The organism is Stenotrophomonas sp. YJH_SMC_133 (assembly GCF_059370655.1).
Genome location: NZ_JCAFTW010000022.1, coordinates 1 through 17,498, shown reverse-complemented (window position 1 = coordinate 17,498; position 17,498 = coordinate 1). Strand labels below are relative to the sequence as shown.

Genomic DNA, 17,498 nt, shown 5'->3' with positions numbered 1-17,498 from the left:
GCCGGGCATCGCCCCCTGCATTGAAGATCGAGGTTGAACGATGAGTACTGCTTCGGACGCCACCAAGACCGGCAAGCTGCGGCTGGGCGGCAGCAACCTCTGGCTGTTCCTGCTGCTGGCATCGATGATCCTGTTCGGCGTCAACACCGGCGTCGCCACCTGGCAGGGCAGTCGCCTGGCCGATGCCGGTTCCAAGGCGGCCGACCTGCAGGTGCTGTCGCAGCAGCTGGCCAACCAGGGCCGTGACGCGGTGGGCGGCAACGCGCAGGCGTTCACCGCTTTCAAGGCGACCCGCAACGCGATCGAACAGAACGTGTCGACACTGCAGGGGCGCTACGGCAAGGAGCCGGGCGTGTCCGGTGCCATCGCCACCCTGGGCGAGACCTGGGCGCCGCTGGGCAAGCAGGCCGGGCAGCTGGTCGCCAGTGAACCGGCGGTGCTGGCGCTGGCTGGCAATGCCAACAACTTCACCGGTGCGGTGCCGGGCCTGCAGGCCCAGCTGAACGAGCTGGTGCGTGCGATGTCGGCCTCCGGCGCGCCGTCGTCGCAGGTGTACAGCGCCCTGCAGCAGGTGGTGGTGGCCGGCTCCATGGCCCGTCGCGTGACCGAAATGCGCGCCGGTGGCAGCGCCGCAGCGACGTCCGGCGATGCACTGGCACGCGACATCACCGTGTTCTCGCAGGTGCTCGACGGCCTGCGCAACGGCAACGAGGAACTGGGCATCACCGCCGTGCGCGGTGCCGCCGCCGTCGCCGCACTGGAGCAGTCGCAGCAGAAGTGGGAAGCGATGAAGCAGGACGCTGACGCGATCCTGGCCAGCTCGCGCCAGCTGTTCGCGGCGCAGTCCGCCGCCACCGCGCTGGGCCAGGGTTCGGCCCACATGCTGGATGACAGCCGCAAGCTGTTCGACGCGTTCTCCTCGTTCGGCTCGGTGTCTGACACCCGCCTGTTCCCGAACTTCTGGATCGGTGTGGTGTCCGGTGCGCTGTCGCTGATCGCGATCATCGGTTTCGTTTCCACCAACGTGCGCAGCCGCTCGCGCGAGCAGGAACTGCGCTACCAGACCCAGGTGGAATTCAACAGCCGCAACCAGCAGGCGATCATGCGGCTGCTGGACGAAATCTCCTCGCTGGGTGAGGGCGACCTGACGGTGAAGGCCTCGGTGACCGAGGACATGACCGGCGCCATCGCCGACGCGATCAACTACGCCGTCGACGAGCTGCGACACCTGGTGACCACCATCAACGACACCTCGGCCAAGGTCGCGCTGTCCACCCAGGAAACCCAGGCCACCGCCATGCAGCTGGCGGAAGCGGCGGGCCACCAGGCCAACCAGATCACCTCGGCCTCGGACCGCATCGGCGAGATCGCGGCGAGCATCGAACAGGTGTCGCGCAACTCGGCCGAGTCGGCCGACGTGGCACAACGCTCGGTGGTGATCGCCGCCGAAGGTGCCGGCGTGGTGCGCGAGACCATCCAGGGCATGGACCAGATCCGTGACCAGATCCAGGAGACCTCCAAGCGCATCAAGCGCCTGGGTGAGTCGTCGCAGGAAATCGGCTCGATCGTGGAACTGATCAACGACATTTCCGAACAGACCAACATCCTGGCGTTGAACGCGGCAGTGCAGGCGGCGTCGGCAGGTGAAGCAGGCCGCGGTTTCGCGGTCGTGGCCGACGAAGTGCAGCGCCTGGCAGAACGTACCTCCGGCGCGACCCGACGCATCGAGAACCTGGTGCAGGCCATTCAGGCCGATACCAACGAAGCGGTCACCTCGATGGAACAGACCACCGCCGAAGTGGTGTCCGGTGCACGCCTGGCCGAGGACGCCGGCACCGCGCTGACCGAGATCGAGCGCGTGTCCAATGCACTGAACACCCTCATCAAGAACATCTCCATCGCCGCCCAGCAGCAGTCGGCTGCGGCCTCGGACATCACCCGCACCATGGGCGTGATCCGGCAGATCACCGGCCAGACCTCGCAGGGTGCCGGGCAGACCGCCGAATCGATCGGCCACCTCGCGCAGCTGGCGGCCGACCTGCGTCGTTCGGTCGCCGACTTCAAGCTGCCGGCGTGACGCGGGCAGGGCGGCGAGCAAGGAACCAGTCGATGAAGCATTTCCATTCCCCACGCCAGAACTCGCGCGGCTTCCGCGCGGCGGCGAACGGAGCGCGTCCATGAGCAGTCTGCGCGATGCGATGAGCCACGCAGCGCTGGGCTGGGTCAAGCCCGAGCTGGACGAGACCCTGCGCCAGGTGCGCAACGAAGTCGAGTACTACGCGGAAGACCCGACCGACGCCAGCCGCATGCGCATCTGCGCCGGCTACCTGCACCAGGTACAGGGCACCCTGCGCATGGTCGAGCTGTACGCCCCGGCCATGGTGGCCGAGGAGCTGGAACAGCTGGCCAATGCCATCGGCGCCGGTGGCGTGGCCGATCGGGATGAAGCCTGCGCGACCCTGATGCGTGGCAGCGTGCTGCTGCCCGATTACCTGGAGCGCCTGCAGAACGGTCACCGTGACATCCCGATCGTGCTGATGCCGCTGCTCAACGAGATCCGTGCCGCACGTGGCGAAGAGGGCGTGCATGACAGCGTGCTGCTGGCATTCGCACCGGACAGCGTCACCGCCACCGAGGCCGAGCTGGACCATGCCCGTGGCAGCCTGAGCGGGCGCAACCGCGAGCTGCTCGATACCGTGGGCAGTGCAGTGAAGGAAGAATTGCTGCGCATCAAGGATGCGCTGGACCTGCACCTGCGTACCGGCGGTGCGCCGGAGCAGCTGCAGACCCAGGCCAACGAGCTCGGTGCGGTCGCCGATACGCTGGGCATGATGGGCCTGGGCGTGGCCCGCGGCGTGGTCGTGCAGCAACGTGATGCCCTGCGTGGCGTGGTCGAGGGCCGCCAGCAGATCGACGAAAACCTGCTGCTGGATATCGCCGGGGCGCTGCTCTACGTGGATGCGTCGCTGGATGACCAGGTCGCCCACCTGGGCGCCGGCGGCAGTGGCCAGGACGATCCGAGCGCAGTGGAGAACCGGCGCACGGTAGAGGTGCTGGCGCACGAGGCCATCGCCAACTTCGCCGCCGCGCGCGAGCACTTCGTCGCGTTCATTGAAACCAGCTGGAACCATGCCGAGCTGCACGACGTGCCGCGCCTGCTGGGCGATGTGTCCGGTGCGCTGCGCATGCTCGACCTGGGTACCGCCGCCGATTACCTGCGCGGCGTGCAGCAGTACATCGAAGCCGAGCTGATCGGTCGCCAGCGCGTGCCGAGTGGCCGCCAGCTGGACACGCTGGCCGACGCCATGGCCAGCCTGGAGTACTACCTGGAAGCCCTGCGCGACCGTCGTCCGGGTCGCGAGGACATCCTCGACATCACCCGCAGCAGCCTTGAGGCGCTGCGCTACTGGCCGTTGCCGGACCACGATGCGGCTGAGCCGGCAGCGTCCGTGCCGCAGTCGATCGAGCGTGAGCCGGTTGTGCTGCAGGGCGAGGCACTGCAGCCAGAGCACATCGAGATCCCGGTACAGTCGGCCGCGCCGGCACCCGGTGAGGTGCCGGTACCGCTGCCGGACTTCACCTTCGATCCGCCACCGCCCAGGCCTTCGCCGGCAGCGGCGGACAACAGCTTGATGTTCGGTGGGCTGGGATCCGTCGCCTCCGCGCCACTATCGCTGCGTGACGAGTCGGATGCACCGCTGGTCTTTGCCGCCTCCAGTGCACCTGCACCCGAGGTCCCGCAATGGGATCTGGCACCGTTCCATCCTGAGGCCGATCCGCTCGCTCCAGCGGACGACGAGCGCAGTCCGACGTTTGCCAGCTTCGATCCGGTCAGTTTCGAACAGCTTGATGCAGGGCAGGGCGCCGCCACCCAGTGGACGCTGTCGGAGGCGGCTCTGCCAGTGCAGTCCGATGCGACAAGCGGCCTGGACGTAGAGGACGCCGCCGACGCCTCGCTGTCCATCGAGACCGGCGCGCATGCCGCACCGGGGCTCGACCCGGTGGCCGCCGAACATGACGCGGTTTCTGCAAGTGACGACGTCGTGTTCCGTTTCGATGCCGATGCGCTGGACAATGCCGACGACGTGTTGTCGCTGCATGCGATGGAGGCATTGTCGCTGGAGGACGCTGCCGGGCTGCATCCGTCGCTGGAGAGCGTCGATGCCACTGCCCCTGCGGTGGTGGAAGAGAGCCCGGCTGCCGCAGAGCCGGACATCACCCCCGTGGATGTGCCGGTGGAAGCGCCCGCACCGCTTGCCGATGTGCCGGCAGCGGCGGTGTCGATGATCGACATCGACACCATCGCACCGATTGATTTCAGCGAAGCCGACGCGCAGTTCTTTGCCGAGCTGAGCGCTGCCGCCGCGGACTTCAATCCGCAGGCGACCCCGACGCCGGCCGATGCGGAAGCGCCGGTCGCCGTGGGCAGCGCGGAAGATGCAGACGCCGGCTTCGAGGCCGGCTTCGACGACGATGCCGAGAACATCGACGAGGACATCCGCGAGGTGTTCCTGGAAGAGTTCGACGACGAACTGGCCAACCTCGGAACGTTGCTGCCGGCATGGCGCATGCAGCCGGACAACATGGACCGTCTGCGTCCCATCCGCCGCATCTTCCATACGCTCAAGGGCAGTGGCCGACTGGTCGGTGCACGCACCCTGGGCGAATTTGCGTGGAAGATCGAGGGCATGCTCAACCGCGTGCTCGACGGCAGCCGCCCGGCGACGCCAGCCGTGCTGGCCATGGTCGACAACGCGCATGCCGCGCTGCCGCAGCTGAACGCCGCGTTGCGTCATGGCCAGCGGATCAGCGTGGACCTGCAGGCGATGCAGGCCATTGCCGATCGCGTCGGCGCGGGTGAGGAAACCTATTACGTACCGCTGCCGGTTGCGGCCGCTCCCGCCGCACCGGTGGTCGAAGCCGATGGCGAGGACGAGATCAGCCGCATCCTCGAAGCCGAAGCAATGGCGTCGGTGCAGGCTGAAGCCGATGCGGACCCGGCGCCCGAAGCATTGGGCACGCCGGCCAACATCGACAGCGTGCTGCGCGAGATCCTGGAAGCCGAAGTGGAAGTCCACCAGGCGACCCTGCAGGACTGGCTGCGCTTGGCACAGCAGGCGCCGCAGCCGGTCAGCGACGCGCTGTTGCGCGCGGTGCACACCATGAACGGCGCCTTCGCGATGACCGAAGTGCCGGAAATCACTGCCGTTACCGGCGGTGCCGAGTCCTACATCAAGCGCGCGCTGGCTGCAGACGTGGTGCCGGGCGACGAGGGCGTGGCCGCGCTGGATGCGACCGCGCAGGCGATCACCGCGACCATGGAAGCGCTGCAGGCCGAGCAGCCGCGCATCACGCCACAGGAAGCGCTGGTACAGCGCCTGCAGGCGCTGGCCGGTGAACTGCCGGAAGCGCGCTGGCCGATGGTCGGGCTGGAGGACGAGGATGAAGAGGGCATCGCGCTGGCGCCCGATGTCGGGCGGGCATCCGAAGCCGAAGCGCCGCTGGCCGGGCTAGACACGCTGGACGAAACCAGCATGGCGTCCGCTTTCGATGTGGCGCCCGATCTCATTGCCGAGCCGCAGCCGCTTGCCGAAGATGCGCTGGAACCGGTTCCAGCTGCAACCGACCCGCAGACGCTGGACATCGCGGCCGACAGCGGCCTGGACGTGGGCGAGCTGACCGCCAGCGACGATCTTTCGCGTTACTTCGACGCCGGCTGGCCGTCGGTGCCGGGCGAAGGTGAACCTGCCGTGGCGGACACCGGCGCGATTGAATCGATCCAGCCGGTCGAGAGTGCGCCTGTTGTCGAAGTGGCCGAAGCAGATGCCGTGCCCACGATCGCGACGGTCGACGACGCTGATCTGACCATGGCCGACGATCTGTCGCCCTACCTCGACGCCAGTGCGCTGCCGGTGGATGACCGCGACGCGGAAGAGTGGCCGGTGCCTGCGGAAGTTGACGCGATCGACCTGAATACGCCGTTGTCCTTTGATTCGGGCAGTGGCGATGACAGCGTCATTGACGCCGCTGCTGCACTGCCACTCGACAGCGGGCTGTCGAGCCTGCAGGATGAAATGGCTGCGCCGGGTTTTGCAGAACCGGTCACGCTGGCAGCCGCGCTCGAGGCCGGCCTGCACGTGATCGAAGAAGAGCAGACCCTGGACGACGACGGGCAATGGCCCGTGCTCGGCCTCCAGGCCAGCGAACTCGCGCCGGGCGAGGCGGAAGCCTTTGCCGAGGATGCGGACGTCGGCGGGGAGGCGGCGGTCGGCGAAGGAGAGAGCGCCGATCAGCCGTCCCCGGCGACGGTGAACGAGGCGAGCGCTGCCGAAGCACTGCAGGCCACCGCCGAGCCGGTGCGGTTCTTCGAACTGGAAGAAGCGCCGGGGCAGGGCACGGCCAACACCGATGCCGAACCTGCCGAGGCCGACGCCGGGGAGCGGGCGCCGCTCCACGATGAAGCCTCCACCCTGGAAGACACCGCGGATGGCGCCGATGCGCTCGACTTCAGCGTGTACGACCGCGAACTGGTCGACATCTTCGTCGAGGAAGGCAAGGACCTGCTCGACCACTGCGATGGCCTGATCAGCGAGCTTCGCAATGCGCCGCAGGATCGCGAGGTGCTGGCCGGCCTGCAGCGTGACCTGCATACCCTGAAGGGTGGCGCACGCATGGCCGGCATCAATGCCATCGGCGACCTTGGCCACAGCATCGAATCCCTGCTGGAAGCCGTGGCGGCCGGCCGCACCGAGATCGAACGCCGCGACGTGCAGCTGCTGGAGCGCGGCTTCGACCGCCTGCACCAGCTGCTGACGCGGACCGGTGCCCACCGTGTGGTGGCGCCTGCACAGGACCTGGTGGAGGCCTTCGAGGTCCGCACCACCACCGATATCGCGGCGGCCGCTGCGGCCGCGCGTGCGGCCAGCGAGGCCGAGGCCGTGCCGGCACAGGCTGTGGGCCCGCTGACGACGCCGGCCGATGCCCCGCTGTCGGCACCACTGCCGGCCGAAGGCGTGGCCGACGAAGATCCGCTGGCGCGTCCGCAGCAGGAGCAGGTGCGGGTGCGCGCCGACCTGCTCGACCGCCTGGTCAACCATGCCGGTGAAGTGGCGATCTATCGCTCGCGTCTGGAACAGCAGCTGGGTGCCTTCCGTGGTGCCATGGCCGAACTGGAGCGCACCAATGCGCGACTGCGCGACCAGCTGCGCCGGCTTGACCTGGAAACCGAGGCGCAGATCGTCGCCCGCTACCAGCGCGAGCAGGACCAGGCGGACCAGAAGTTCGATCCGCTGGAACTGGACCGTTTCTCCACCCTGCAGCAGCTCAGCCGTGCGCTGAACGAGTCCGCCGCCGACCTTGGCGGCCTGCAGGGCGTCCTGGACGATCTGTCGCGCCAGTACGACTCCCTGCTGCAGCAGCAGTCGCGCGTCAGCTCGGAATTGCAGGATGGCCTGATGCGCGCGCGCATGGTGCCGTTCGACGGTCTGGTGCCGCGCCTGCGCCGCGTGGTCCGCCAGTCCGGCATGGATACCGGCAAGCAGGTCCACCTGACCCTGGAAGGTACCCACGGCGAACTGGACCGCAACGTCCTCGACCGCATGGTCGCGCCGCTGGAACACATGCTGCGCAACTCCGTGGCGCATGGTCTGGAAGCGCCGGAACAGCGCCGCGCCGCTGGCAAGCCGGAGGAGGGCGAGATCGCCATCCGGCTGCACCGCGAAGGCTCGGAAATCGTGCTGGAAGTGGCCGACGACGGCGCCGGCCTGGACCGCGAGGCGATCCGCCGCCGCGCCATCGACCGTGGCCTGCTGGCTGCCGATGCGCAGCCGAACGAGCAGGAACTGGACAACCTGATCTTCGCCTCTGGTTTCACCACCGCCGACCAGGTCAGCCAGCTGGCCGGCCGTGGCGTGGGCATGGACGTGGTACGCAACGAAGTGCGCCAGCTCGGCGGTTCGGTCGATATCCAGTCAGTGCGTGGCCAGGGCGTGCGCTTCACCCTGCGCCTGCCGCAGACGCTGGCGGTCACCCAGGCGGTGTTCGTGCAGATCGGCGAAACCACCTTTGCGGTGCCGGTCGCATCGGTCAGTGGCATCGGCCGCCTGTCGCGCGAGCGTTTCGAAGCGGCCGACAGCAGCTATCGCTACAGCGGCGAGGACTATCCGCTGTACGACCTCGGCAGCCTGGTCGGGCAGGCCCCGGCGCGTGCCGATGGCCAGGACCAGGTACCGCTGCTGCTGGTCCGTGCTGGTGACCTGCGTGCCGCCGTGGCGATCGACCAGGTGCTGGGCAACCGCGAAATCGTGGTCAAGCCGGTCGGCCTGCAGATCGCGTCGGTGCCGGGCATCTACGGTGCAACCATCACCGGCGATGGCCGCGTGGTGGTGATCCTGGACGTAGCGCCGCTGGTGCGCCGCTTCCTCGCCAACCCGACGCTGCCGGTGCTGGCCAACGCACCGCGCCAGGAGCGACAGGTGCCGCTGGTGATGGTGGTGGACGATTCGCTGACCATGCGCAAGGTCACCGGCCGCATCCTCGAACGCCACAACTTCGAGGTCAGCGTCGCCCGCGACGGCGTGGAAGCACTGGAGCGCCTGGAAGAACGCGTGCCCGACCTGATGCTGCTGGACATCGAGATGCCGCGCATGGATGGTTACGAGCTGGCCACCGCGATGCGCGCCGACCCGCGCTACAAGGACGTGCCGATCGTGATGATCACCTCGCGCAGCGGCGACAAGCACCGCCAGCGCGCCTTCGAGATCGGCGTGCAGCGCTACCTGGGCAAGCCGTACCAGGAGCTGGACCTGATGCGTAACGTGTACGACCTGCTGGGGATCGCCCGTGTCCGTGAGTGAAGCCCAGGCGGCCCCGGCCGTCGCCCTGCTGGCCCGTCCTGGCGCGGCGCGCGAGCGCCTGCGCGAGGCGTTGTCGCATGCCGATGTGCAGCTGGTGCTGGAAGACGACCCCAATGGCCTGGAGCCGCAGCTGCTGCAGGACGCGCGTCCACAGTTCGTGGTGATCGCGCTGGAAGCGGCCATCGAGGATGCTCTGGAGCGGCTTGAAGCGGTGCTGTCCGCACCAGGCCTGACCCTGGTCTTCGACGAAGCCGAGCTGGCGGCGCGCCGTGATGGCTGGGAGGCACAGCGCTGGGGCCGCCACCTGGCCGCCAAGCTGCACGGCCACCAGCAGGTGCTGCCGCCGGGTGCGGAAGACGAACCCGCCCTGCAGCTGGAACCGGGTCACCCGGCACCACCGCCGGCACCACGGGAAGAAGCGCTCCAGCCGCATCTGGACCAGGCATTGAGCTGGGCCGACGAGGTGCCGGCGGACAGCCTGTATGCGCCACCGGCGCACCTGCACGAACCGATCGCGCTGGAGCAGGCACTGGCCGCGCTGCAGCCGGTGGTGCCGGAGCCGCTGGAGACAGTGCCGATGCAGCCGGTTGCCACACCGGCAACGCCGCCGGTGTCCTTCGACCACACCGCGTGGTCGCTGGTCGAGGACGTAGCAGACGCGCCCGCAGCCACCGGGTACAGCGCCGCGATGGAAGCCCCGCTGCCGTCCTTCGATACCGATCACCTCAGCCTGGTGGACCTGGACACTGCGGCGCCTGCGGGCGCACGTGCCGGCTCGCTGCTGGTGCTGGCCGGCATTGGTGGCCCGGATGCGCTGCGCCGCCTGCTCGGTGCGCTGCCGTCGTCGCTGAGCGTGCCGGTGCTGGTGCACATGCGCCTGGACGGTGGCCGCTACGGCAACCTGGTCAAGCAGATGGCACGCGTGTCGCCGTTGCCGGTGCAGCTGGCCGAAGCCGGCCAGCGTGCAACACCCGGTGAAGTGCATGTGCTGGCCGATGACATCGGCGTGCAGGCCGCCAGCGACGGCCTGCATTTCGTCAGCGACGCGCAAGGCATTTCGATTGCCGGGCTGCCGGCCGACCACACTGCGCTGGTCCTGCTCAGCGGCGCCGACCTTGCGCATGTGGGTCCGGCGCTGGATCTGGCCGCCGCCGGTGCCTGGGTGGCCGGGCAGGTCGGCGAGGGCTGCTATGACCCTGCCGCAGCCACGGCGGTGGTCGCCGCTGGCATGGTGGCGGGTGAGCCACAGGAACTGGCGCAGGCCATCGCCGCGCGCTGGGGCGTGGAAGATGATAACGGAGAGGCACCATGAGCTATGCCAGCAATGACGAAATCCGCGGCGTCCTGATCCAGGCCGGCAACGAGCGCGTGCTGCTGCCCAATGCCACCGTGGCCGAAATGATGTCGCGGGTGCCGGTGCAGCCGGTTTCCGACGCCCCGCGCTGGCTGGTCGGCGAAATCGGCTGGCACGGCTGGCAGGTGCCGCTGGTGTCGTTCGCGCGCCTTTCCGGCCTGGGCGAGGAAGCCGTGGGCGGCCACAACAAGGTCGTCGTGCTGAAGGCCCTCAGCGGCAACGCGCAGCGCCCGTACTACGCGCTGCTGACGCAGAATTTCCCGCAGTTGATCTCGGTGCCGCGCGATGGCCTGCTGGCCGATGCTTCCGAGGAAACCCTGCCGCAGATCGTGCACATGCGCGTGCTGCTGGGTGAGCAGAGCGCGCTGCTGCCGAACCTGGATGCGCTGGAAGCCGCGCTGGATTCGCTGGCGGCCTGATCGGCAATCCGCCGGTCGGGTTCCCGGTAGTGCCGGCCGCTGGCCGGCAACCTCGTGATCCCTTGGATGCCGGCCAGCGGCCGGCACTACCACCAATCAACCTCACCCCAGGTCGCCCAACCGCGCCTGCAATGCCGCGATCGCGGCCAGGCCGGCCGTCTCCGTGCGCAGGATGCGCGGGCCGAGCTGCAGGCCCTGGAATCCTGCCGCTGCCAGCTGATCCCGGTCGCGCGGCGACCAGCCGCCTTCCGGGCCGATCGCGATCACGATGCCGCCCGTCGGCGCCGCGTCGAGCGTCGACAGTCGATGGGCACCGTGCGGGTCCAGCGTCAGCCGCAGCGTATCGGCCGGCAGCGTCGCCGCCGCCTGCGCCAGTGACACCGGCGATCCAACCTGCGGAATGCGCGCGCGCCCGGACTGGCCGCAGGCCGAGGTCACCACGTTGTTCCAGTGCGCTACGCGCTTCTCCGCGCGCGCGGCATCCAGCTTCACTTCGGTGCGCTCGGCATTCACCGGAACGATGGCGCTCACGCCCAGCTCGGTGGCCTTCTGCAGGATCAGGTCCATCTTCTCGCCTCGGGCAATGCCCTGCAGCAGAGTGATCGCCAGCGGCGATTCGTTGTCCACCGCCTGCACCGCATCGATGCGCACCTGCACCTCGCGCTTGCCGGCGGCGGTCAGCGTGGCGCTGTAGTCGTGGCCATCGCCGTTGAACAGCACGCAGGTATCACCCTCGCGCAGGCGCATCACCCGCACCAGATGGTTGGCCGTCTCTTCCGGCAGGGTCACGGTCTGGCCGCTGTGCAGCGCCAGGTCGATGGGGCAGCGGGTCACGCGCATGCAATCGCCTCGTCAATCGCCGCCAGCGTGGTATGTGCCAGCAGCTCCAGTTGTTCGTCATCCACGCAGTAGGGTGGCATCCAGTACAGCACGTCGCCCAGCGGACGCAGCACCACGCCACGTTTCAGCGCAGCCTTGTAGGCGTGCAGGCCCAGTCGCAGCGCCGGATCGAACGGCGTGCGCTTGTTGCCATCCCGCGACAGCTCGAAGGCCACCACCATGCCGGCCTGGCGGACGTCGGCCACGTGCGGATGGTCGCTCAATGGCGCAGCCAGCGCGCCCATCACCGAGGCGATGCCACGGTTGCGGGCGATCACATCGTCGTCGCGGAAGATGTCCAGCGTCGCCAGCGCAGCCGCACAGGCCAGCGGGTTGCCGGTGTAACTGTGCGAATGCAGGAAGGCGCGCTCGCGCGAGTCATCAAGGAAGGCGTCGTACAGCGCCTGCGTGGCCAGCACCGCGGCCAGCGGCAGGAAGCCGCCGGTCAGGCCCTTGGACAGGCACATCAGGTCCGGCATCACGCCGGCCTGCTCGCAGGCGAACAGGGTGCCGGTGCGGCCGAAGCCGGTGGCGATCTCGTCGGCGATCATGAATGCGCCGTGCGCATCACACAGTTCGCGCACCCGCTGCAGGTACACCGGGTCATGCATGCGCATGCCGCCGGCGCACTGCAGGCGCGGTTCCAGGATCACTGCGCAGATCTCGCCGGCATGCTGGTCAAACAGGGTGGCCAGGCCATCAGCGGCCTGGCGTGCGCGATCAGCCGCACTCTGGCCCGGCTCGGCCAGGTAGGCATCGGGCGAGGGCGCGAACAGGCCTTCGGCCAGCAGCGGCGCGTAGACGCGGCGGTACAGCGGAATGTCCGCCATCGCCAGCGCTCCAAGGGTCTCGCCGTGGTAGCCGTTCTCCAGCGCGATGAAGCGCGTGCGCCGTGGCTCGCCGCGGTTCTGGAAATACTGGAAGGCCATCTTCAGCGCGACTTCAACGCCGGCCGAGCCGTTGTCGGCGTAGAACACCTTGGCCAGCGGCTCGCGGCCGGGCTGGCGTGGCGCCAGCGCCAGCAGGCGCTCGGCCAGGGTGATCGCCGGCTCATGGCCGAAGCCAGCCAGCATCACCTGTTCCAGCTGCCCGGCCTGCGCCGCGATGGCGCTGCCGATGCGCGGCTCGGCATGGCCGAACAGATTGGTCCACCAGCTGCTGACGGCGTCCAGGTAGCGGTTGCCGTCGTGGTCGATCAGCCATGCGCCTTCACCACGGGCGATCGGCACCAGCGGCAGGGTATGCGGGTGCTCACGCATCTGCGTGCACGGATGCCACAGCACCTGCAGGTCGCGTTGCCGCCAGTGCTGGGCCAGCGGGGAGGGGGTTGGGTCTGCTAGCATTTCGGGCTCATGAACATGTTGCTGCCTGCACATTCTATCGGCCCCGGCGCTGGCGCCGGCCGCCGCGGAGATTCCGCATGAACGATGACCGTGCCGGCCGGCGCTTGCCGATCATCCATAAGATCACCGATGAGGAGAACGGCCCCTTCCAGCGCCAGCACCTGGACCTGGAGTTCTCCAACGGTGAACGCCGCCGCTTCGAACGCCTGGTCAGCCGTGGCCATGGTGCGGTGGTGGTGGTGCCGATGCTCGACGACGAGACGGTGCTGCTGGTGCGTGAATACGCCGCCGGCATGCACCGCTATGAACTGGGCCTGGTCAAGGGCCGGATCGACGCCGGCGAAACCCCCGGGCAGGCCGCCGACCGCGAGCTGAAGGAAGAGGCCGGGTACGGTGCACGCCGGGTCGACGTGCTGCGCGCGATGACCCTGGCCCCCACCTACATGAGCCACCAGTCGTGGCTGGTGGTGGCACGCGACCTGTATCCGGAAAAGCTGGCCGGCGACGAGCCGGAAGAACTGGAGGTGGTGCCGTGGAAGCTGGCCGAACTGGACCAGCTGATGCTGCGCGAGGACTTCTCCGAGGGACGCTCGCTGGCGGCGCTGTTCATCGCTCGCCAGTGGCTGCAGGGAACGCGATGATCAAACTGACCACGGACCTGCGCGAGACCGCCATCGCCATCGCCCAGGAAGCCGGACAGGCCATCATGCAGGTGTACGCCGATGGCTTCGAGGTGCAGATCAAGGACGACGACAGCCCGGTCACCGCCGCCGACCTGGCCGCCAACCAGGTCATCGAACTGGGCCTGCGCCAGCTGACCCCGGACCTGCCGATCCTGTCGGAGGAATCGGCGCAGGTGCCGTGGGAGCACCGCCGCCACTGGGGCGCGTACTGGCTGGTGGATCCGCTTGACGGCACCCGCGAGTTCGTCAAGCGCAATGGCGAGTTCAGCGTCAACATCGCGCTGATCTACCAGGGCGCACCTGCCTTCGGCGTGGTGTTGGCCCCGGTGACCGGCATCGTCTGGCATGCCATGCGTGGCGAGCTGGCCTATCGCCGGCAGGGCCTGCACGACACCGTGCTGCGCACCCGCACGCCGGCCACCGCCCCGCTGCGCGTCGCCGCCAGCCGCTCGCACCGTTCGCCGGAAACCGAGGCGCTGCTGGCACGCATGGGCCGCATCGAGACCATCGCGCAGGGCTCGTCGCTGAAGTTCTGCCGGATCGCCGAAGGCGGCCTGGACGTCTATCCGCGGCTCGGCCCGACCTCTGAGTGGGATACCGCGGCCGGCCAGTGCGTGCTGCACGCGGCTGGTGGTGCGGTGCTGTCGGCGGCGACCGGCAAGCCATTCCGCTACAACCGCCGCGAAACCCTGTTGAACGGCGATTTCATTGCCCTTGGTGATACCAGCCTGCCGTGGCGCGACTGGTTGTCCGACTGAACCTGGAGGCCGCATGAGCGCGCACGACACCCCCACCACCGGCAGCGCCGCCGCCCACGAGCTGGAGCGCCTGCTGGCGATCATGGCGCGCCTGCGCGACCCGCAGGGCGGCTGCCCGTGGGATCTGGAGCAGAACTTCGCAACCATCGCGCCGTACACCATCGAGGAAGCCTACGAGGTGGCCGATGCGATCGACCGTGGCGATCTCGACGATCTCTGTGACGAGCTGGGCGACCTGCTGCTGCAGGTGGTGTTCCATGCGCGCATGGCCGAAGAGCAGGGGGCCTTTGCCTTCGCCGAGGTCGCACGCGCGATCAGCGACAAGATGCAGCGCCGTCACCCGCACGTGTTCGCCGACGTGAGCGTCGACGATGCCGACGGCGTGACGCGCAACTGGGACGCGATCAAGCGTGCCGAGCGTGCCGCCAAGGGCGAGCAGGACACCTCCGCGCTGGCCGGCATTTCGCGCGGGCTGCCGGAATGGCAGCGGGCGGTGAAGCTGCAGTCGCGTGCGGCCAAGGTCGGCTTCGACTGGCCCGGCCCGTTGCCAGTGCTGGACAAGGCGGCCGAGGAACTGCAGGAACTGCGCGAGGAGTTCGAGCGCGGGGATATCGCCGGCAACAGGGCGCGGCTGCAGGAAGAACTGGGCGACCTGCTGTTCGTCTGCGCCAACCTGGCGCGCCATGCCGACATCGACCTGGGTGCGGCGCTGCGCGGGGCCAACCACAAGTTCGAACGCCGCTTCCGCGCGATGGAAGCGCAGGCCGACGCGCAGGGTGGGGCGCTGGCTGCGATGGACCTGGATGCGCAGGAAGCGCTGTGGCAGCAGGCCAAGGCGGCGGAGAAAGCGTGAAGACGCTGGGCCTGTTCCTGCTGACGGCGCTGGCCGAGATCGTCGGCTGCTACCTGCCCTGGGTATGGCTGCGCAAGGGCGGCAGCGTCTGGTTGTTGTTGCCGGCCGCGGCCAGCCTGGCCCTGTTCGCGTGGCTGTTGACCCTGCACCCGACCGCCAGTGGGCGGGTCTATGCGGCCTACGGTGGCGTGTACATCGGCACCGCGCTGTTCTGGTTGTGGTTGGTCGACGGCATCCGCCCCAGCCGCTGGGACCTGTTCGGTGCAGCCCTGTGCCTGGCCGGCATGGCGGTGATCATGTTCGGGCCGCGCACCTCATCGGTGTAGCGCCGGGCCATGCGTGGCTGCGCCTCCTTCCGACCGCGCTGGCGCGCGCAAGCCGGGCATGACTCGGCGCCACAAGGTCAGCGATGGTGCATGATGGCGACGACCCTGGTTCCCGGAGCACGCGCATGTCCCGCTTCGCCAGCTTCCGCGAGTTCTATCCGTTCTACCTCAGCGAGCATCGCCACCCGGTATCGCGCCGGCTGCACTTCATCGGCAGCTGCGGCGTACTGCTGCTGGTCGCGGCAGCGATCCTGCGTGGGCAGCCGGTGCTGCTGCTGGCTGCCCTGTTCTGCGGTTACAGCTTCGCCTGGGTTGGCCATTTCTTCTTCGAGAAGAACCGCCCGGCCACCTTCCAGCACCCGCTGTACTCGTTCATGGGCGACTGGGTGATGTTCGCCGACATCCTGCGCGGGCGCATGCCCTGGTAGCTCCGCTGTGAATGCGGCCTTCACGCGCTATGCTGGGGCCTGGACGTCATAGATAAGGAAAGCAAGATGTTCCCGACCATGTTCTTTACCGTGGTGCTGGCCTTCGTGGCCGTGGTGATCCTGTTCAAGGCGGTACGGATGGTGCCCCAGGGCTACGAGTGGACCGTCGAGCGCTTCGGGCGCTACACGCACACCATGACCCCCGGCCTGCACTTCCTGATTCCGATCGTGTACGGGGTCGGGCGCAAGGTGAACATGATGGAGCAGGTGCTGGATGTACCCAGCCAGGAAGTGATCACCAAGGACAACGCCGCCGTGCGCGTGGACGGCGTGGTGTTCTTCCAGGTCCTGGATGCGGCCAAGGCCGCCTATGAGGTGGCCAACCTGGAAGTGGCGATGATCGCCCTGGTGCAGACCAACATCCGTACCGTGATCGGTTCGATGGACCTGGATGAATCGCTCAGCCAGCGCGAGGTGATCAATGCCCAGCTGCTGAGCGTGGTCGACCATGCCACCAATCCCTGGGGCGTGAAGGTCAACCGCATCGAGATCCGCGACATCCAGCCGCCGCGCGACCTGCTGGATGCGATGGCGCGGCAGATGAAGGCCGAGCGCGAGAAGCGCGCGCAGATTCTAGAGGCAGAGGGTTCCCGCCAGTCGGAGATCCTGCGTGCCGATGGCGAAAAGCAGGCCACCGTGCTGGAGGCCGAAGGCCGTCGCGAAGCTGCGTTCCGCGATGCCGAGGCGCGCGAACGCCTGGCCGAGGCCGAAGCGATGGCGACCAAGGTGGTGTCGGCGGCGATTGCCGAGGGCGACGTGCAGGCGATCAACTACTTTGTTGCGCAGAAGTACGTGGAAGCGTTCAAGGAGCTGGCCAGTTCGCCGAACCAGAAGCTGGTGCTGATGCCGATGGAGGCCAGTGGCGTGATCGGTTCGATCGCCGGCGTGGCCGAACTGGCGAAGCAGGCGCTGGCCAGCCAGGACAACAAGGCCGCCGGCAAGCGGCCGCCGCCGCTCGGAGGCTGACATGCGCTGGGAAGTCGTCGGTTGGGGCGCGCTGGCGCTGCTGCTGTTTGCCGCCGAGGCGTTGGCGCCCGGGGCGTTCATGCTGTGGATCGGCATTGGCGCGGCGGCGGTGTTCGTACTGGTTGCGGTGTTCAGCGGCATTCCATTGCTGTGGCAGGTCGTTGCCTTCGTCGTGCTGAGCGTTGTCTCGATCCAGTGCTACCGGCGCTGGGGCAAGGCAAGGGCGCGACCCAGCGATGCACCGTTGCTCAACCGCCGCGCCGAACAACTGGTTGGACGGGTGGTGCCGTTGCAGCAGGGTATCGTTGGTGGGCAGGGCCGGGTCAGCATCGACGACGCGTACTGGCAGGTCAGCGGCCCGGAACTGCAGGCCGGCAGCCTGGTGCGGGTGGTGGCGGTGCAGGGCAGCACGCTGGTGGTCGAGTCTGCCGCAGGTAGAGTCGACTGTTAGTTGTGTAAACCCACCACGTTGTTCAGCAGGACTCTGGAAATAGGTGGCTGGCCACCGATCCCCATGTGAGGGCGGTGCCAGTTGTAGTGGTGCAGCCATTGGGTCAGCACGGAATTGCGCTGG

14 protein-coding genes are annotated in these 17,498 nt (G+C 68.4%); 11 read left to right on the top strand and 3 right to left on the bottom strand.

What is annotated here, in order from left to right; all coding sequences use genetic code 11:
- Positions 1 to 40 precede the first annotated feature (40 nt).
- The 4 genes from AC5P78_RS20650 (at position 41) to AC5P78_RS20635 (ending at position 10,628) form a co-directional block, all read left to right on the top strand.
- Positions 41 to 2,077: a methyl-accepting chemotaxis protein gene (locus AC5P78_RS20650; RefSeq protein WP_005410715.1), complete on the top strand. Its 2,037-nt coding sequence runs from the start codon at positions 41 to 43 to the stop codon at positions 2,075 to 2,077.
- 100 nt (positions 2,078 to 2,177) lie between these two features.
- A complete protein-coding gene (locus tag AC5P78_RS20645) occupies positions 2,178 to 8,855 on the top strand; it encodes an Hpt domain-containing protein (RefSeq protein WP_099561914.1) in 6,678 nt (2,225 codons plus the stop codon).
- Positions 8,842 to 10,167: a chemotaxis protein CheB gene (locus AC5P78_RS20640; protein WP_043034489.1), complete on the top strand. Its 1,326-nt coding sequence runs from the start codon at positions 8,842 to 8,844 to the stop codon at positions 10,165 to 10,167. Before AC5P78_RS20645 ends, AC5P78_RS20640 begins: the two co-directional genes overlap by 14 nt.
- Positions 10,164 to 10,628: a chemotaxis protein CheW gene (locus AC5P78_RS20635; RefSeq protein ID WP_005410712.1), complete on the top strand. Its 465-nt coding sequence runs from the start codon at positions 10,164 to 10,166 to the stop codon at positions 10,626 to 10,628. The genes AC5P78_RS20640 and AC5P78_RS20635 overlap by 4 nt, the downstream gene beginning before the upstream one ends.
- A gap of 102 nt (positions 10,629 to 10,730) precedes the next feature.
- Here AC5P78_RS20635 and AC5P78_RS20630 read toward each other — a convergent pair whose 3' ends face one another.
- Positions 10,731 to 11,468, bottom strand: a complete 738-nt coding sequence (locus AC5P78_RS20630) for a 16S rRNA (uracil(1498)-N(3))-methyltransferase (RefSeq protein WP_005414248.1) — start codon at positions 11,466 to 11,468, stop codon at positions 10,731 to 10,733.
- On the bottom strand, positions 11,459 to 12,850 hold the full coding sequence (bioA, locus tag AC5P78_RS20625; RefSeq protein WP_043034490.1) for an adenosylmethionine--8-amino-7-oxononanoate transaminase: 1,392 nt from the start codon (positions 12,848 to 12,850) through the stop codon (positions 11,459 to 11,461). The genes AC5P78_RS20630 and bioA overlap by 10 nt, the downstream gene beginning before the upstream one ends.
- A gap of 77 nt (positions 12,851 to 12,927) precedes the next feature.
- On the opposite strand from bioA, the gene nudE reads away from it, so the two are divergent.
- The 7 genes from nudE to AC5P78_RS20590 all read left to right on the top strand — a co-directional run bounded on the left by nudE (position 12,928) and on the right by AC5P78_RS20590 (position 17,375).
- Positions 12,928 to 13,491, top strand: a complete 564-nt coding sequence (gene nudE / locus AC5P78_RS20620; RefSeq protein WP_043034491.1) for an ADP compounds hydrolase NudE — start codon at positions 12,928 to 12,930, stop codon at positions 13,489 to 13,491.
- Entirely contained in the window at positions 13,488 to 14,291 is an 804-nt protein-coding gene (cysQ, locus tag AC5P78_RS20615) for a 3'(2'),5'-bisphosphate nucleotidase CysQ (protein WP_005410708.1), read from the top strand. The genes nudE and cysQ overlap by 4 nt, the downstream gene beginning before the upstream one ends.
- 13 nt (positions 14,292 to 14,304) lie before the next feature.
- Complete coding sequence (gene mazG, locus AC5P78_RS20610) at positions 14,305 to 15,144, top strand: nucleoside triphosphate pyrophosphohydrolase (RefSeq protein ID WP_111174332.1); 840 nt, start codon at positions 14,305 to 14,307, stop codon at positions 15,142 to 15,144.
- Positions 15,141 to 15,470, top strand: coding sequence for a YnfA family protein (locus tag AC5P78_RS20605; RefSeq protein WP_100438344.1), 330 nt, complete (start codon positions 15,141 to 15,143; stop codon positions 15,468 to 15,470). The genes mazG and AC5P78_RS20605 overlap by 4 nt, the downstream gene beginning before the upstream one ends.
- A 125-nt stretch (positions 15,471 to 15,595) precedes the next feature.
- On the top strand, positions 15,596 to 15,898 hold the full coding sequence (locus tag AC5P78_RS20600; RefSeq protein ID WP_005410705.1) for an Mpo1-like protein: 303 nt from the start codon (positions 15,596 to 15,598) through the stop codon (positions 15,896 to 15,898).
- A gap of 66 nt (positions 15,899 to 15,964) precedes the next feature.
- Positions 15,965 to 16,924, top strand: coding sequence for an SPFH domain-containing protein (locus tag AC5P78_RS20595; protein WP_005410704.1), 960 nt, complete (start codon positions 15,965 to 15,967; stop codon positions 16,922 to 16,924).
- A 1-nt stretch (position 16,925) separates the two neighbouring features.
- Positions 16,926 to 17,375, top strand: a complete 450-nt coding sequence (locus AC5P78_RS20590) for an NfeD family protein (protein WP_043034496.1) — start codon at positions 16,926 to 16,928, stop codon at positions 17,373 to 17,375.
- On the opposite strand, the gene AC5P78_RS20585 is transcribed toward AC5P78_RS20590, so the two are convergent.
- On the bottom strand, positions 17,372 to 17,498 hold a 127-nt coding region (locus AC5P78_RS20585; RefSeq protein ID WP_146257439.1), incomplete at its 5' end, for an integrase core domain-containing protein. The two genes, AC5P78_RS20590 and AC5P78_RS20585, sit on opposite strands and share 4 nt — an antisense overlap.

Coding starts and splice junctions, on each gene's coding strand:
- AC5P78_RS20595 (WP_005410704.1), top strand. CDS start 15,965: ATGTTCCCGACCATGTTCTTTACCGTGGTGCTGGCCTTCGTGGCCGTG.
- bioA (WP_043034490.1), bottom strand. CDS start 12,850: ATGCTAGCAGACCCAACCCCCTCCCCGCTGGCCCAGCACTGGCGGCAA.
- AC5P78_RS20650 (WP_005410715.1), top strand. CDS start 41: ATGAGTACTGCTTCGGACGCCACCAAGACCGGCAAGCTGCGGCTGGGC.
- AC5P78_RS20630 (WP_005414248.1), bottom strand. CDS start 11,468: ATGCGCGTGACCCGCTGCCCCATCGACCTGGCGCTGCACAGCGGCCAG.
- AC5P78_RS20590 (WP_043034496.1), top strand. CDS start 16,926: ATGCGCTGGGAAGTCGTCGGTTGGGGCGCGCTGGCGCTGCTGCTGTTT.
- AC5P78_RS20600 (WP_005410705.1), top strand. CDS start 15,596: ATGTCCCGCTTCGCCAGCTTCCGCGAGTTCTATCCGTTCTACCTCAGC.
- nudE (WP_043034491.1), top strand. CDS start 12,928: ATGAACGATGACCGTGCCGGCCGGCGCTTGCCGATCATCCATAAGATC.
- AC5P78_RS20645 (WP_099561914.1), top strand. CDS start 2,178: ATGAGCAGTCTGCGCGATGCGATGAGCCACGCAGCGCTGGGCTGGGTC.
- AC5P78_RS20635 (WP_005410712.1), top strand. CDS start 10,164: ATGAGCTATGCCAGCAATGACGAAATCCGCGGCGTCCTGATCCAGGCC.
- mazG (WP_111174332.1), top strand. CDS start 14,305: ATGAGCGCGCACGACACCCCCACCACCGGCAGCGCCGCCGCCCACGAG.
- cysQ (WP_005410708.1), top strand. CDS start 13,488: ATGATCAAACTGACCACGGACCTGCGCGAGACCGCCATCGCCATCGCC.